Origin of the sequence: Pseudoalteromonas sp. T1lg65 (genome assembly GCF_051930985.1) — a bacterium.
GTDB lineage: Bacteria > Pseudomonadota > Gammaproteobacteria > Enterobacterales > Alteromonadaceae > Pseudoalteromonas.
The window spans coordinates 550,080-565,855 of the sequence record NZ_CP196838.1; the positions used below are offsets into that span (position 1 = coordinate 550,080).

At 40.0% G+C, this 15,776-nt stretch carries 15 protein-coding genes; 8 read left to right on the forward strand and 7 right to left on the reverse strand.

From position 1 onward, the window contains the following. Positions 1–390: 390 nt before the first annotated feature. Entirely contained in the window at positions 391–1,218 is an 828-nt protein-coding gene (locus ACSLBF_RS19555) for a chromosome partitioning protein ParA (protein ID WP_440056307.1), read from the reverse strand. Positions 1,219–1,311: 93 nt separating this feature from the next. On the opposite strand from ACSLBF_RS19555, the gene ACSLBF_RS19560 reads away from it, so the two are divergent. After that, positions 1,312–2,208: a response regulator gene (locus ACSLBF_RS19560; RefSeq protein WP_440056308.1), complete on the forward strand. Its 897-nt coding sequence runs from the start codon at positions 1,312–1,314 to the stop codon at positions 2,206–2,208. A 148-nt stretch (positions 2,209–2,356) separates the two neighbouring features. Here the strand turns inward: ACSLBF_RS19560 and ACSLBF_RS19565 are convergent, their stop codons facing one another. Next, entirely contained in the window at positions 2,357–2,662 is a 306-nt protein-coding gene (locus ACSLBF_RS19565) for a hypothetical protein (RefSeq protein ID WP_440056309.1), read from the reverse strand. Between the two features lie 129 nt (positions 2,663–2,791). On the opposite strand from ACSLBF_RS19565, the gene nhaR reads away from it, so the two are divergent. Together nhaR and ACSLBF_RS19575 are read left to right on the forward strand one after the other, a co-directional pair. Next, complete coding sequence (gene nhaR / locus ACSLBF_RS19570; RefSeq protein WP_440056310.1) at positions 2,792–3,712, forward strand: transcriptional activator NhaR; 921 nt, start codon at positions 2,792–2,794, stop codon at positions 3,710–3,712. A gap of 29 nt (positions 3,713–3,741) precedes the next feature. Next, the gene (locus ACSLBF_RS19575) at positions 3,742–4,017 is read left to right on the forward strand and encodes a SelT/SelW/SelH family protein (RefSeq protein WP_440056311.1); all 276 of its coding nucleotides are present in this window, start codon (positions 3,742–3,744) and stop codon (positions 4,015–4,017) included. Positions 4,018–4,024: 7 nt separating this feature from the next. Here the strand turns inward: ACSLBF_RS19575 and ACSLBF_RS19580 are convergent, their stop codons facing one another. Together ACSLBF_RS19580 and ACSLBF_RS19585 are read right to left on the reverse strand one after the other, a co-directional pair. Further along, on the reverse strand, positions 4,025–4,399 hold the full coding sequence (locus ACSLBF_RS19580; protein ID WP_440056312.1) for a PH domain-containing protein: 375 nt from the start codon (positions 4,397–4,399) through the stop codon (positions 4,025–4,027). Between the two features lie 135 nt (positions 4,400–4,534). After that, complete coding sequence (locus ACSLBF_RS19585) at positions 4,535–5,173, reverse strand: glutathione S-transferase family protein (RefSeq protein ID WP_440056313.1); 639 nt, start codon at positions 5,171–5,173, stop codon at positions 4,535–4,537. A gap of 634 nt (positions 5,174–5,807) precedes the next feature. On the opposite strand from ACSLBF_RS19585, the gene ACSLBF_RS19590 reads away from it, so the two are divergent. The 3 genes from ACSLBF_RS19590 to ACSLBF_RS19600 all read left to right on the forward strand — a co-directional run bounded on the left by ACSLBF_RS19590 (position 5,808) and on the right by ACSLBF_RS19600 (position 10,827). After that, positions 5,808–8,969: an EAL domain-containing protein gene (locus tag ACSLBF_RS19590; RefSeq protein WP_440056314.1), complete on the forward strand. Its 3,162-nt coding sequence runs from the start codon at positions 5,808–5,810 to the stop codon at positions 8,967–8,969. A gap of 961 nt (positions 8,970–9,930) precedes the next feature. Beyond that, positions 9,931–10,323, forward strand: coding sequence for a hypothetical protein (locus tag ACSLBF_RS19595; RefSeq protein ID WP_440056315.1), 393 nt, complete (start codon positions 9,931–9,933; stop codon positions 10,321–10,323). Positions 10,324–10,434: 111 nt separating this feature from the next. After that, complete coding sequence (locus ACSLBF_RS19600; protein WP_440056316.1) at positions 10,435–10,827, forward strand: hypothetical protein; 393 nt, start codon at positions 10,435–10,437, stop codon at positions 10,825–10,827. A 297-nt stretch (positions 10,828–11,124) separates the two neighbouring features. Here ACSLBF_RS19600 and ACSLBF_RS19605 read toward each other — a convergent pair whose 3' ends face one another. Beyond that, positions 11,125–12,654, reverse strand: a complete 1,530-nt coding sequence (locus tag ACSLBF_RS19605; protein ID WP_440056317.1) for an ATP-binding cassette domain-containing protein — start codon at positions 12,652–12,654, stop codon at positions 11,125–11,127. Positions 12,655–12,916: 262 nt separating this feature from the next. Next, positions 12,917–13,393: an N-acetyltransferase family protein gene (locus ACSLBF_RS19610; RefSeq protein WP_440056318.1), complete on the reverse strand. Its 477-nt coding sequence runs from the start codon at positions 13,391–13,393 to the stop codon at positions 12,917–12,919. A 185-nt stretch (positions 13,394–13,578) separates the two neighbouring features. Here ACSLBF_RS19610 and ACSLBF_RS19615 point away from each other — a divergent pair, with 185 nt between their 5' ends. Beyond that, the gene (locus tag ACSLBF_RS19615; RefSeq protein ID WP_440056319.1) at positions 13,579–14,100 is read left to right on the forward strand and encodes a chalcone isomerase family protein; all 522 of its coding nucleotides are present in this window, start codon (positions 13,579–13,581) and stop codon (positions 14,098–14,100) included. After that, complete coding sequence (locus tag ACSLBF_RS19620; protein ID WP_440056320.1) at positions 14,097–14,630, forward strand: DUF3833 family protein; 534 nt, start codon at positions 14,097–14,099, stop codon at positions 14,628–14,630. Before ACSLBF_RS19615 ends, ACSLBF_RS19620 begins: the two co-directional genes overlap by 4 nt. Positions 14,631–14,674: 44 nt before the next feature. Here the strand turns inward: ACSLBF_RS19620 and ACSLBF_RS19625 are convergent, their stop codons facing one another. Then, positions 14,675–15,139, reverse strand: coding sequence for a GNAT family N-acetyltransferase (locus ACSLBF_RS19625; RefSeq protein ID WP_440056321.1), 465 nt, complete (start codon positions 15,137–15,139; stop codon positions 14,675–14,677). Positions 15,140–15,776 lie beyond the last annotated feature (637 nt).

Below are 15,776 nucleotides of genomic sequence, written 5' to 3' on the forward strand. Positions count from 1 at the left end.
TTACTGAGGTTAACGTTGAAAATAACCTATAAAAGCACACTCTTTATCTGAAGCTAAGGTTAATCAATGAAACTACATCCTTGTATTTCAATTACTGGACCATAATATTTAACGTTAAACCTTGTCCATTACAAAACATTACAAGATAGATGTGTAATAAAATGACTCTATCACCTTCGTTCCTTTTACGGTTAACCTTTTTTTAGAATAAAAGCACTATAAATCAAATTTATATAACAATTTAAACACATTTAAATCACCATTGATTTCAACGTCGATTGAGACCGTTAAAGGCAATGGAAAAATGGTAAATAGGCACGGTTACCATGAGCGTAGCAGTATTAACTCATAGGCATGACAGCACGGTATTAGATTGATCTCTGGTAGGTTTTAATCAGAATTGTCGCTTGGTTTAGGCTCATGTTTGTTAATAATTTCAAGATAGCGACTTTCAATGAATTTTTTCTCTTTCGAGAGGTTTTTTAAGGCCTCTCTGGTTTGTTCCAGCTCTTCTTTCACCGCCTGAAGTTTAGGACCATCTTCGGTGCTTTTTTCTTGCAGTGAAAGTTGCTCAAGTGCCTGACTTTGTTCAGCTATTTGTTTCTTATAGTCGGAAATCATGTCTGACATGTTTTGTTTTTCCCGGGCAAAGTTCTCCATCAGCTTAACTATTTCTGCATCAGAGCTAGAACCCGCTTTTTCAAACCCATCTAATTTTTGCTTGAGCGAGCTATTTTCCTTTTGCAATTGTTCTGTGGATTGATATTGGGCAAACAGCTTCTGTTTTGTGTCTTCCAATTGCGCGACGCTCCTATCCAAATCACCTTTAAGTTTTTTAACCAACTTATGCGATTTTAATAGCTTGCTGTTAAGCTCATCTATTTTTTTCCTTTCCGATGCGCTGACTCGGGTACCGGTTGACGCTTTTACGTCTGCCAATTGCTGCTCGAGATGTACCTGCACATTGGCTAACTCTTGGATTGTGGCTTGATTATCTTCAACAAATTTCGTGGATTTATCGATCGCGTCCGCACAGTATTGCAAAATTTGGTTTTGCTTTTCATCAACCGAATGATTGCCCTTAACAACCGTTTGAGCAAACAACCTGAACTCTCTTAATATCAGCAATAGAATATAAAACCACGCCGCCAATATGAGCAGGCCCGCATTAACGGCAATGTATAACAAAAAATCAGCAGGGAGATTGTTAAAAATCATGGCACTTTCCCAGTTAATAATCATTATAGATTTTAGTGACTGACAAAAATTCTGCCTATAATAACTCTAGACTTTTCAATAAAGTGGTTGTTCGTGAAAATATTATTGGTAGATGACAGTGCTGCAACGCTGGAAATAATCAAACGCGGGTTGGAAAAGTTTGAATACCGTAAGCTTTTGATTAAAAAAGCAAACAGTGCCAAGGAAGCGCTCAAAGAAATTGGCAGCTGGCAGCCTGATATTGTATTAACGGATTGGCACATGCCTGATATTTCAGGACTCTCTTTATTAAAAGCGATTAAACAAAAACAACTTGATATCACCATTGCTATGGTCACCACCGTTGATGAGCAGGACAAAGTTCGAGTCGCGCTCGAACATGGCGCTGAATTTGTTCTATCTAAGCCTTTTGCAGATAATGACTTGCATCATAAAATTATGCCGCTGGTACTTGCTGCTGAAGCAAAAATTAAAACCCGAAAAATCCATACGCTACATAAAGGTGTCGCACTGCCCCAGGTGGGGCAATGGGAACGATTAATGCACAAGCATGTAGACGATAAGCTCGAGCTTCATCAAGTTAACCCCTTATCTTTCTCACCAGAAGATTTGCCCTGTGTTATGGCAGTTTTCGAAGACCCAGAAAGCCAAAAGATGCGTGCTATTGCTATTTTGGATATTTACGCTGTATGTGTGCTTGCTAAGAGTGCTAGAGCTATTTCAGAGCAAACCTCCCATGATGCCATTCATCTTAGTCAAATATCTCCCGAGTTACTGTCCGCATGTAAAGAAGCGCTAAGTTCGACATCTTACGCCTTTTTGGACTCATACACTCGCCGTAGCTTACGACTTAAAAGTTTGCGTTTTATTGGCAAACCATTTGCGAAATTAAGACGCTTATACAAAAGTGCAGATAACATGAGAATTGACTTGTGCTGTCAAAGACCAAATATGGCGCAGGGTAAAATATTATTGGTCGGCTTTCTTTAGGTGGTATATTAATCTAATAAAGGCAAGTGTTACCGCCAATTAAGATACCTTAATTACTGGTTATATTGCTCATCAAAAAATGAAAACAAACTTAAAAATTGCGCGGCTTCCTTGCCGCTGCAAGTGCTTGGGAACGGTCAGAAGTTGTTTATCTTGTATGAAGTAAATACTTACTTGCAATGATTTGTTTGGCGTTTTGTAGCGCTCTATTCAAGGCTTGCGCCATATTCTTGCCACCGGCTTTGACGGTTAGCATAGGTAAGCCTGGCATAACTAAATCGACTTGACACATTGTCAGCGGACCACATTTTTTACTCGCCTTTTGCGCCAAAGTCACATTCACCTTACGAATATTATCTGTGTACTTCGACAGTAGCTTATTCACCAATTTGGACAGTTGTATTTTCACTTGTGGCGACACCAACTGTTGTTTCGAGACCAAACTCAACCTCACGTTACTCACCTTTAAAGTTACAACTTACACAAAGTAAACATCTTGTTCTGTAGGTACAAATCTACTAAGCTTGCCAAAAAGATAAAAGCTGATTATTTCTAATTAACCATCAGTAAATAACGAACAATTATGAATATTAACTTTAACCACCTTTATTATTTCTGGCAGGTCAGTAAACACGGCAGTATTGCCGCGGCAAGTAAAGTGTTGCACCTTACGCCACAAACCATAAGTGCCCAGCTGAACAGTTTGGAAGAGCGACTTGGAAAGCCACTATTTTTGAGAGAAGGTCGTGGTTTAAGACTCACTGACTTTGGCACTTTAACTAAACAGTATGCTGATGACATATTTTCTATCGCTGAGGAATGGCTGGAAACAACTCAGAGTGGCGCTACAAACGCACACAGAACTCTGAAAGTAGGTATTTCCGACGCTTTACCTAAATCGCTAGTTTCTAAATGGTTGTCACCTCTTATAGACAACGATAAAGTGGCAAACCTGCACTGCATTGATGGTCAACAAACCGAATTACTCGCACAAATGGCGACGCATAAACTCGATATTGTACTTGCTGATAAACCTCTCGATTCCAGCCTACCGTTTAAGGTTTTTTGTCATGAAATAGGTAACAGCCAACTAGGCTTTTACGGGGCAAAATTTTGGCATGAACAACTAAAACAAAACTACCCAGCTTCGTTACAAGACCAATCGATTGTGCTGCCAGCAAAAAGCAGTCCAATGACAAACGCTATCCAATACTGGTTGAACGAACAAAACATCGAAGTAAAAGTAGCAGGTCATGTTGACGACAGTGCTCTAATGAAAGCTTTGGGGCAACAAGGTTTTGGTATTTTTCCAGCCCCCTTGTCTATTCAAAACGAATTACAACGACACTATGATGTAGAGCTTATCGGCGTCATTGAAAACGCCTACCAACATTACTTTGCCTTTACACCGGATAGACTGATTAAGGATTCGATTTTTTCTGAATTTGTTAGTTTCGCTAAAAAAGCTTCTCAAAATGAGAATCTTGGCGCGCAGCAAGCATAAATACACGACTAATTGTTAATGAGAGCACCATGCAAAAACCCAAAATTACCATTTATTATTGTGTCTTATGCCAATGGCTACTGAGAAGTGGCTGGCTTGCACAAGAGTTGCTATCTACATTTTCGGATGACCTACAAGAAGTGTCTTTAGCACCTGCTGACAAAGGTGTGTTTCAAATTTTTTATGACTCTGAATTAATTTGGTGCCGCAAAATCGACGGTGGATTTCCAGAAGCGAAAGAATTGAAGCGCAGAGTAAGAGACAAACTCGACCCAGGTCGAAACCTGGGTCATATAGATAGCTAATGACAGTTTAAAGCGCATATTGGGAGATGATTTTATACACTTGGTTAATGTTGTCTCCCGCTTTGAACTCTTTCGCAATCGGCGTTGGATCTGATCCTACCCAGATCTTTAGTTCAGAATCTAAATCAAAGTGACCTGCAGACTCTTTGCTAAATTTGGTGATTTTGTTGTAAGGGATACTGAGCATTTCCACTTTACTGCCCGTTACGCCCTGTTTGTCTATTAATATTAAACGCTTGTTTGTAAAAATGAACATGTCACGGATCACCTTATAAGCTTGTGCCACTTCTTCACCCTCCACTAAGGTGTCTGCTAACAGGCTGTCTAACTTATCACTATCTACTTCACTGGCATTTCCTAACAACCCACTTAATAGTCCCATTTTCTTTGCTCCTTTTGATTTTGGCTTTTCCAGCTTAGGCAAACATCAATCGCTTGTAAAACCTAACACTCCACATAAACGACCGACATTTTTAAAGGTACTTAACGATTGAACCGCACTCAACAAAAGGCATCTTCACCGATACATTTGCAAATCAGTCCCTTCGATTTCGCACACTTCAACAACTGTTTTTTGCTGAGCCATCACGCGCATAAAGCGCCCCAGATGCTGATATTGTATTGGTGCTTTGGCAAAGCCACTTGCCCAATGCGCTAACATAAATAGGTAGAAATCACATACGGTGAGTTGTTCTCCTAGCAGGTAGGTGGAATTACTAAGTTGCTCGTCAATTAATGAGAACATCTCACCGACTCGTTGCTGCTGGGTAGCTGAAATCTCTATTTGCCCTTGTTCATTCTGCAAATGCTTTTGTGGATAAAAATACAACATCATCTCGGGCTGCAAAGTAGTCGTTAAATAAAACAACCACTGATAGAACTTGGCTCGTTGAGTACTTTGAGGTGCTGGAATTAGCGAGTTTTCAGGGTGGCTTTCACACAGGTGCAAACATATTGCGGCACTTTCAAATAGCACGAGTTCTTTATCTACCAAAGTTGGGATACGGCCGGTAGGATTTAAAGCAAGATACTCAGAGGCTTTTTGCTGTTCGGTTTTACGGTCAATCAAAACTAACTCGTATGGTACATTTAAATGTTTCAAAACCATATGAGGAGCCCAACTTGCGTTACGAGGGAAGTAGAAAAGAGTAAACATACTGAAACCTGCCGATTTTTGTTGTAATTTTTCGCTTATCCTATCACCATTTGGTTTTAAAAGCGCGCTGCCAAGTTTTACCATCTTCTGGTTAGCTAGCACTACCAAAATTATTTTACATCAACCTTACACGGCCAATTTGTTGTTATATTAAGTAGACACTTTGCTATCGTTCTCTTTGGTTTTTCAGAGCTCACGCTAAATAAAAAACGATGTAAACAGTGTCAATGTAAAGCCCCTTTCCAGCTTTAATTAATGAGCCATTGGGGAGCTGTTTTATGCTGAAGACTGCCTTTGGTATTCGTTATGAAACTGCTTTTTCGCAGTAGCTATAGAGTAGATTATTATTGGAATAGCTAAATATATGCGATGAATTGCCTTAGGGTTAAAACAACAGGGCAAATTTCTGGTTTCTGTGTCGCAGCTGTATATTTTTGGATACTAAGTCTATCTATGTCTTCACAGCAGGCTTAATTTTCCATGATGACAACCAATCCCGCCTAAATGAAACAGTTGTAATCATGGCAAGATATTATTTGGGCAAGTAAATATTTTCGCCCTTCAGATAAATTAGGCATATATATATAAAGTTTAGCTGGGCAATATATAATGAAATGAGAGAAGTATCAGCACCATGAAAATAAAAACCGTTTCGTTTTTGCAATCGTTATTGCTGGTTGCGCCGGTAAGTTTGCTCGCTTACTTTTTTACTCAACAAAGCATAAATAGCAATGCACACCATGAACGTGTGGCAACCTTAATTGAAATAAAAAGCCTAGATGCGAAGCTCGATGCAGCTGTTCTAGAAATGCTGAATTCAGAATTGATTCAATTCGACTCCCTTGCCAAGCTTAATCAAACCGTGGAGAAGATAAAAGGTGATGCCTACACTCCATTTATCGATACCAATTTGGTAGTTAATGAAAAATTACAAGTATATATCAAGCTTATTGAACAAAAAGCGCAGAAAGTCGAGTCCATAAAAACGTCCGCCACCAATATAAGAAATAGCTTGTTGTATCTGCCACAATTGGTTGCAGAGATAGCGCAACAAGATCCACAACAGGCACTGGTCGCTAATCAACTGCTGAACCAACTTTTACTCAATAGATCACATTTGTTGAGTAATGACCCGTTGATAAACCAACAAACGACAACTTCAAAGTTATGGACAACTTTTTTACAGCACCTTGAGGTAGCACAGCAGCTGAGTATGGACTTAGATGATACAAAGCATAAATTTCTCCAAATACTAAGCGACGCTACCTTTAAAGAGCTCAACGATGCGTATCATCAATTTCATACTGAGCAAATCAATCAAGAAAAGTCGCTGAGCCAAACTTTGCTGATCACCGCCATGGCACTCTTTGCATTACTGGTGTTTATTTTACATCGCTTACACACCGCCAAAGATCATGCAATTAACGCAGGTAAAACCTTAGACGATGCCGTGGCAAGACTGACCGAAGGCGTCGCTGTCTTCAATTCCCGCGGTAAATTAATGCTTTCAAATAAATCCTGGCGGCAGCACTTTGGTTATGATGAAAATACGCCCCTGCCCCAATCACTCTCAGCTTGGCAACAAACCCATCAAGAAGCGCTCAGCTTAAATAAAGAACTGCATCGAACTTCTGCGGGCACGTGGCTTCAAGTGAAAACGGTTGACATGCACGATGGCGGAAAAGTGTTTGTCAGTGTGAACGTAACGCTATTTAAGAAAGCCGAAGAAGACTTACGAAAGTGGGGTTATGCGATAGAACAAAGCCCTGCATCAATTATCATTACCGATCCTCGTGCACGTATAGAATACGTAAACCCTAAATTTGAAAAAGTCACAGGCTATTCATTAGCTGAGATCAAAGGAAAAACACCAAGTATCTTGGGTGGAAAACCAGCTTTAAGTAACTACAAAAACTTGTTAAAGGCCGTTCGTCGCGGTGAAGTTTGGCGAGGAGAGTTTTACAACAAGCGCAAATCTGGCGAGCACTACTGGGAGTTTGCTTCAATCTCACCTATCAAAAACAAGCAAGGTGATATAACCAACTTTATCGCAATTAATGAAGACATCACCGCGCAAAAGAAAATAAATGCCCAGTTAAAAACCGCTTCGGCAGTGTTTAACGCCACACAAGAAGGCATTATGACAACTAACGCCAATTTGGAGATCACGGCGGTAAATCCAGCCTTTACCGATATAACTGGTTATGAGCCGCATGAAGTGCTGGGTAAAAAACCAAATATGCTGAGCTCTGGCAAACACGATAAACATTTTTATGAGCAAATGTGGACAACGTTAAAAAGCCAAGGGAAATGGGCTGCTGAAATCTGGAATAAGCATAAAGATGGCAGCGTCTACCCTGAGTGGTTGGCTATCAGTGTTGTGTATGATGAACATGGTGAAGTTCAGCAGTATGTCGCTATTTTATCAGACATGACAGAGCGTAAAGCACAAGAAGAGCAAATTGAGTATCAAGCTTACTATGATGCATTAACCGGATTACCCAACCGAACTTTGCTACTGGAACGAATAGAGCAAGATATTAGACGCTTGTCCCGAACCGAACATGTCAGTGCGGTATTGTTCATTGATTTAGACAGGTTTAAGCGCATAAACGATACCATGGGCCATGAAGCTGGTGATATTTTGCTAATTGAAGTCGCCAAGCGGCTGAGTAATATTATTCGTCAAAGCGATACCCTAAGTCGCTTCGGAGGCGATGAGTTTGTGCTATTGCTGACACAAATCACGCATGCCGATCATGCTGCACAAGTCGCGGAAAAGATCATCAGCGCATTAAACCAGCCGTTTTCTATCAACGGTTTTGAGATGTTCATTGGTGCTAGTATTGGTATCGCCGTTCTCCCCAACGATGCCAGGGATCATAAAGAGCTGTTACGTTTGGCAGACTTAGCTATGTACAAGGCCAAAGACTCGGGACGGAACCAATTTCATTTCTTTGCACAAGAGATGCAACTGTATGTAAACCGCCGAGTAGAACTGGAACAACAACTAAGACTCGCATTGGAACATAATCAGCTCACTATTTACTATCAACCGATTGTCGACATTGAAACTGAAACGCTATACGGCGTTGAGGCATTAATGCGTTGGCCTATCGATTTTGACCACTATATTTCTCCCGAAGAGTTTATTCCCGTTGCCGAAGAAAGTGGTTTAATTGCTCAGCTTGGCGAATGGATGTTGGCAGAAGCGTGCTCCCAAATCCGCACCTTAAATGCAGCTCTGGGAATAAACTGCTATTTATCAGTAAATTTATCAAGCCAACAATATCGTTTGGGGTTTAACGCCACCACCATCAAACAAGCGATGCGTACTTCTGGATTTAAGGCTGAAAATCTGACGTTAGAGATCACCGAGAGCATTCTGCTTGAAGACGACAATGAAATTAAATCGTGGTTACATAGCTTAAAAGCGACAGGCTTACAGCTAGCCATAGATGACTTTGGTACCGGCTACTCTTCATTGAGTTACTTAAAGCGTTTCCCAATCGACACCCTAAAAATTGACAGAAGCTTTATACAAGACATCGCCCATAATCAAGACGCGGAAGTACTCACCAAAGCAATTCATTCGATGGCTAACTCTCTGGCGCTCAAGGTCATAGCCGAAGGTGTCGAAGAGGCTGAGCAGTTACAAGCTTTACAAAAGCTCGGTTGCCAATATGTACAAGGCTTCTATTATGCCAAGCCGATGGCCTATGAATCTCTAAAGCAGTGGGTAGAGACATATACATTTAGTGATAACAGTAAAGCACATAGTTTGTGGCTAGATTAACCTCCTAGCCTATCCCATAACAATGACACTGCTAGTTTCAACTACCTAAGCCTCTGTCTAGCTTAGAATGCGAAGGGTACAACTCGAACTCACAATGCCGGCAACTAGCATAAGTGGACTCGTCGCGCGCCAAAAGCGTTTCTAGGGCAGTTTTCGACATTTCCCTTCGCAACAGAAAAACGACTCGTATGACAGTTACCCAAAAGTTTACGAACAGGTCGTCACCAGAATATAAAAGCGCTAATTAACCAGACTAAATGGAAAGGTATTGAAAATTTAATTTTTTTATAAATTGATGTTGGAAAGATCAATAGTATAAAAAAAACAAGAAACTTAAAAACAAAAGGTTAATTAAAGAATTAAATTTTGGTAAATAAAAATAGTAAGCTACACTATTTTGTTTTTTTACTAAAGAAGCTTAACGGATACCCGGCCTGTTTTGGTTAAAATACCACCACCTCAACTTCTAAATGACACATGATACTAACAACTTCTACAAACATTGCCTTTTGATTCTCTTGTATATTTACCCTAATTAACTACCAGTCAATACCAAATAAAAGATGCATGATAAATTTCAGTGTATTAAGAAGAATATAAGTGGCTATATGACAAATCTGATTGAAATTAGCGACATGTTTCGGGTCACTTTCAGCGCCAAAAACCAAAAAGAACATTAATTTAAAATACTGCATTATGGCGCATAAATTAAACCACCAATAGTACCCTTCATTTTGTTATCAAACAAGCAAAAAGAAATCTGCAGTACAATAATTACACACCTCACACTTTACACTCTGGATAGTTAAAATTACGAATTAATATGAATTTAAACCTTGATTTACAATGATTTTTCTCAATTAAAATTGTCATAAAAATGACATTGAAATGACCAATTCCAGGCCGTAGGATACGCCTGCCATTTGGCAATATTTGACAATTAACTAGAAGGAATTTCTAAGTGAAAAAAATGCTATTAACCACTCTTATGGGTCTAATTTTACCTGCCAGTTTTTCTGCATTGGCAACCAATGTCGATCTTTCAGCAGGCTACTACAATACTCAAGAAGTACTGGAGTTTGGTCGTAAGTTTCAAGTGGTAAAAGCGCAGCTAAGCAACGCTGGTTACGAGCTACACCAATGTGAAGAGCAACCTATTTATTACTTTGTAGCACCAACAGAAGACGTTTTCCTGCACAATAAAACGGAATGTCAGTACTCAATCCCAAGAGATCCAGATAACTACTCACTGCGTACAGACTACGCTTCTGTAGTAATTGATATCCACTACAATCAAGTAAGTTACCTATACCACGAAGGTAACGTAGACGTTAGCTACTTCACTGTCTACTAATTTCGTGTTTGAGGTGGCATGTGCCCTGCCACCTCTTAAAGCACTCAAATACATTCATTACGTACCTAAAACTCAATCATTTGGTAAACTAAATCCAGAAGGAATTTCTCCGTGAAAAAAATGCTATTAACCACGCTTATCGGTTTGGCTTCATCAATCAGTTTCTCTTCTTTCGCAACCAATATCGATCTCGCTTCAGGCTACTACAATACCCAAGAAGTGCTTGAATTTGGTCGTAAATACCAAATGGTAAAATCGCAGCTAAGCAAAGCGGGTTATCAGCTTCAAAAGTGTGATGAGCAAAGAATTTATTACTTTGTCGCACCGACTGAAGATGTATTCTTAGACAACACAACAGTATGTTATTACCAAGTGCCAAATGATCCAGATCATTACTTCACGGATGGCGACTATGCATCTGTGAACATCGACATTCACTACAATCAAGTGAACTACCTTTATCATGAAGGCGATGTAAAGGTGAGCTATTACACCGTATACTAAGTTTCTAGCCAAAGAGTCGCACAATGTGCGCGCTCTTTGGTACCGAGTAGCAAGTATTTCCTGTACATCCACATAGTAATAGCCCTGCAACAACCCTTCGCACTACGTAAAACGCGGCCTATTTATGCGTAACGATTTGCTGAACAAGCCTATATTTCGTAACTGCGAGCAGGATGCTTCAATTGATGACTCAATAACCTCAGCTACGAATAAGCGTTTTCACGTAGTACTGCTAGCTATTACAAGTGAAAGCAACGAACAGAGAGTCAACAAAATAACATTATTGGGCAAATTCACTTATCCGCAATTTAGGTGCAATATGTTACTTAACCTTCCACAGAAATATTCGTTATGGCTGACCAGCACAAAGCCGTTTGGGAGCTTATTTAATAAAGCAGCCACATCTTCTTGGCTGTTAAGATCTAAATGGTTATCAGGTTCATCTAATAGCATAAATGAACCACTCATCGCTGCTATGACGATTGCAGCTTTGACTTTTTCACCACCACTTAATAGCTTGATCTGCGACTCTACATGTAATCGGTTTAACCCAACATTCGCAAAGCAAGTACGCAGCTCAGCCTCTGGTTTATTGAGCCTTGTCTTTGCATATTCAATCAATGGTTTATGTTTTGGTAAGCATGAGCAATATTGGTCGACATAAAAAGGTTGCTTTGGCCTATAAACCACACCTTCCTTAACGTCATATTCTCCAGCCAAAGTACGCAGTAGTGTGGACTTTCCAGAGCCATTGTCTCCTGTCACTCTTAATTTCTGTGTTGTGGTCAGCAAAAAGCTCAATGATGACGATATTCCCTGATGAAGAACAGCTTGATGCATCCCTATTTTTTCACGTTCCAGTGCATACTCAGCAAAATAAAATCGGTTTTCCTGTTTAGTATTAACAAACACGGACTGCTTCTTTAGTGTCTCAACTTCACGACTCAGTAGTCTGGTTTGTTGAGATAATCGTCTGCTTACCCGCTGCGCCTTAAAATCGCCCAGCATTTTGCTTTGACTACCGGAACGAACATTGGCAGCACCTTTGGCGTTTTGTTGTTGATGCTTTTGCTTAGCTTCTTGAACCGCGACTTTTAGCGTCTTAAGCTGTTGCTTTTGTTGTTGATGTTGCGAAATTAGACGCTCGGCTTCAGAGCTAAGGGTATCTCGATACAATTGCAAACCAGGACCAAAACAACGTAACTTGGAGGATTCTAGATGTAATATTTGTTGCGCATTATCAATTATTTTAGCATCGTGAGTTACCACTAGCGCACCATGTTGGTACTGTCTTAGCTGTTCTGTTAGCCAGTTTCGATTGCTTTGATCTAAATGGTTACTAGGTTCATCCAGTAATAGAAACCACGAGTGCGAGAATAGCACTTCGAGAAACACGCGCATTTTTTCCCCCGGACTATAATCCGTAAAGGGGGTTTCCAAACAAACCCCCATGGGTGCAAGCCTAGTTTGCCACTCTTGCTCTAACAGCCATTGATCGTTTATTAACTCAATATCTTGTACCGATGCACCTCCAGCTTGCGCTCTTTTTAGCGCTGCGAGTTGAGCACAAAGACCTAACATCTCAGCAAGTGTGTTAAATTCAGCAACTGCATTTTGAGGTAGATAAAACACATTGCTAGAATAGTGCACGGTTCCTGATAACGGAGATAAACGCCGTGCAATCAATTCAAGCAAGTGCGATTTACCGCTGCCATTAGGTCCCGTCAATACAGAATATGTGCCGCTAATTGATTGGGTAACATCCTCAAGCAGAACTCTACCACTGGGTAATTGATAACAAAGATTTTTTAAATTTATAGATGGCATATAGATCCCTTAATCACATAAGGCAGGGATCTACGCATGTAAAGTCGTATAGCAAATGTATGCTTAGCTTAAGATAAGACACAACAACAAGAACACAGATCCCTGCACAGGTAAAAAACTTAATTCAACCGTGTTGGGGATTAGTTATTCATTGATGTTGGCGCTCCTAGAGACAAATACTTTGTATTAAAACGATGTGCTGCATCAGTATGCCGCAGCAACGCTCAAAGTCAATTTAAAACACATAGTTTAGGGACACATACTAGGGCAACTCTGCAAACTCTAGTAATTTTTCTCCACTCAAACGATAAATGATCCATTCATCCTGGGCTTCTGCACCGATGCCCTGGTAGAACTCAATTGCGGGCTTATTCCAGTCTAAAACCACCCATTCAAAGCGGCCACAATCTTTTTCTACCGCAAGCCTAGCTAAGTATTTCATTAACGCTTTGCCAGCACCATTGCCTCGCTTATCTTGGCTGACATATAAATCTTCTAAGTAAAGCCCATATTTACCAAGCCAAGTCGAGTAATTAAAGAAATAAACCGCAAATCCGATGGCTTCACCTTCTAGTTCACAAATTACACAGTGTGCTCTTGCATCACCACTAAATAGCTTTTCTTCAATTTGTTCTACCGTGTTCAATACAGCATCAGGTTCTTTTTCGTAGATAGCCAAATCATTGATGAAATCTAAAATAAGCTCGGCATCAGTTTTTTTTGCAGGACGAATAATCATAGTCGTCAGTTACCTTTCAAAACTCAGTTATACAAACCCTATCAGGTTGAAGCTTTACCGTACAGCACAGCAAGTTCAATGGTCAGTTTAGTGGATAACATTGACTATTTTTAAGTCAATAATGTGAGCTATCAATATCGCAACAACGTATACAATTTAAGATGAATAAATACGGAGATACTAAAATGCGTTATCTAATTGTGGCTTTGCTATTTGCAAGTTGCTTGGCTCGAGCTGAACTATCGCAAGTAGAAAAGTTAATCCCTAACCCTCAACTGGTCGGCGAAACCAGTCGGATGACATACGTATTCTGGGACGTATATGATGCCACGCTTTATGCCACTAATGGTCAATATTCAAACGAGTCGCCATATGTGCTCAAACTCGCGTATCTAAGAGATTTGGACGGAGAAGCGATTGCTGAACGCTCTTTGAAAGAAATGCAAAAGCAAGGGTTTAGCGACAAAGCTCTAGGTCAGTCATGGCTGGTAAAGATGAAAAGCATCTTTCCTAACGTGAGCAAAGGAACTGTTTTATATGGCGTCAGAAACGAGCAAGGGTTTACTGAATTTTATCACGGTGAAAAGCAAATAGGGCTAGTTGCTGACGAACAATTCACTAATTGGTTCTTTGCAATCTGGTTAAGTGAAAAAACTTCCGAACCGGAAATGCGTGCTGAAATTTTGGGTCTTAGGAGCACTTCATGAAAAAAATAATAGCAATCATTACGTTAGTATTCATACTCGCAGGTTGCAGTGTCGCCATTGATGGGGAAAAGTACCGTTCGCTCACACCCACATTCAATCCTTATCACTTTTTTGACGGTAAAGTAGTGGCTTGGGGTATCGTCCAAGACCGAGACGGAAACCTGATCCAACAATTTAAAGTTAATATCGATGGTAGTGTCGATGGTAATGGTGCCTTAGTGCTCGATGAAACCTTCAGTTACCTCGTGGGTGAGGGGGTTACTAAACGCATTTGGACTATTGAACAAACCGCGACTGAATCCTATTCTGGTACAGCATCGGATATACTAAGTGCCGCCACTGGACAAACTTTTGGCAATGCAATGAATTGGCGTTATGAAATGGATTTACCCGTTGATGATACGAGTTATGTTGTAGAATTCGACGATTGGATGTGGGCTTTTAATGACGATACGTTAATGAACCGCTCGTATATTAAAAAGTTCGGTATTGTGATGGCTGAAGTCACGATTTTTATGAAAAAACAATAAGTTAGCTCAGAGCCGATGTAGATTGTCGGCTCTGAAATGACCGCTTAGCTGCCGCTTATGGACAAGGACATAAATACACTGAGCGGATTATCACGGTAGAAACCGAATCGTTCACACCGTTCAAAACCCAAACTTTCATAAAGACTAATTGCCTCTGTCTGATTAATGCCAGTTTCCAAACGGATCAGGGGAATTTGTGCTTCTCCAGCATAATGCAATAAGATTTGCATGATGCGTTTTGACAGTCCTTTGCCGCGATAGCTTGGCTTGACGTACAGGCGTTTTATTTCACCATAAAGACGCTTATCAAATTGTTTTACAATAGCTCCACACGCAACAATACCCTCGTCGTTTTGTAACCCAACCGCATACACATTAGGCTGGTTTAACTCTTCTAATGACAGCGATTGATCACTGGCGATGGGATAAAGGCGATTCATCAGCCTGTCGATATCTGCAAAAACAAGCCTTACTTGTGGGTCTTCTGATTTTAGCTGAATTAACTGCATACCTGCCTCAAAAGTTAAACCCTGATTTATTGTTACATATCAAGTCAGATCTCCAGTTATCGTGACATTGAAGATCATGACAAAATGACCAACCTTGTAGCGAACTGAAGAGAACAGGGTTTTTAGATGACCGAGATTGTCGATTATTGTATTTATTGGTCAGCGTAGCACTATACATAGTTCAGTATGATAATACCAATCTATTGAGTCAGATAGACAAGAAACCGAAATGAAATTTAACTAAAACTTGTGAAGGACAAGTTCTATCGCCTTGAAAGTTATTGCTCTGGCAAGCAATAAAAACCGCCTTTCAATGATTGTAACGCAGTTTGATTATTTGCTAATTATCGCCACTGCTGCATCAGCAGGGAAACTCATAATTGTCAGTGCTAACAACAAGCAGGTGAATAATACAACCAATACTAGTGAACTTGACTGAGTGCGATAATTTTGTTGAGAACTGAACATTGGGACTACTCCAAAATGCGATTTAACTAACGATCCAATTCCCTTTCAATACCACTTAGTAATTAACTATTGTGACTGAATTTCATACTAATTAATGAAAATAGTACTACAAAAAAAAATAACATCCAAACTAAAATACTACAAAATTTATAAAAACCCATACCAAAGA

What these genes read in the sequence shown, in the direction of transcription:
- ACSLBF_RS19555 (WP_440056307.1), bottom strand. Translation starts at nt 1,218, where the DNA reads ATGATTTTTAACAATCTCCCTGCTGATTTTTTGTTATACATTGCCGTT.
- nhaR (WP_440056310.1), top strand. Translation starts at nt 2,792, where the DNA reads ATGAATATTAACTTTAACCACCTTTATTATTTCTGGCAGGTCAGTAAA.
- ACSLBF_RS19575 (WP_440056311.1), top strand. Translation starts at nt 3,742, where the DNA reads ATGCAAAAACCCAAAATTACCATTTATTATTGTGTCTTATGCCAATGG.
- ACSLBF_RS19580 (WP_440056312.1), bottom strand. Translation starts at nt 4,399, where the DNA reads ATGGGACTATTAAGTGGGTTGTTAGGAAATGCCAGTGAAGTAGATAGT.
- ACSLBF_RS19585 (WP_440056313.1), bottom strand. Translation starts at nt 5,173, where the DNA reads ATGTTTACTCTTTTCTACTTCCCTCGTAACGCAAGTTGGGCTCCTCAT.
- ACSLBF_RS19590 (WP_440056314.1), top strand. Translation starts at nt 5,808, where the DNA reads ATGAAAATAAAAACCGTTTCGTTTTTGCAATCGTTATTGCTGGTTGCG.
- ACSLBF_RS19605 (WP_440056317.1), bottom strand. Translation starts at nt 12,654, where the DNA reads ATGCCATCTATAAATTTAAAAAATCTTTGTTATCAATTACCCAGTGGT.
- ACSLBF_RS19610 (WP_440056318.1), bottom strand. Translation starts at nt 13,393, where the DNA reads ATGATTATTCGTCCTGCAAAAAAAACTGATGCCGAGCTTATTTTAGAT.
- ACSLBF_RS19615 (WP_440056319.1), top strand. Translation starts at nt 13,579, where the DNA reads ATGCGTTATCTAATTGTGGCTTTGCTATTTGCAAGTTGCTTGGCTCGA.
- ACSLBF_RS19620 (WP_440056320.1), top strand. Translation starts at nt 14,097, where the DNA reads ATGAAAAAAATAATAGCAATCATTACGTTAGTATTCATACTCGCAGGT.
- ACSLBF_RS19625 (WP_440056321.1), bottom strand. Translation starts at nt 15,139, where the DNA reads ATGCAGTTAATTCAGCTAAAATCAGAAGACCCACAAGTAAGGCTTGTT.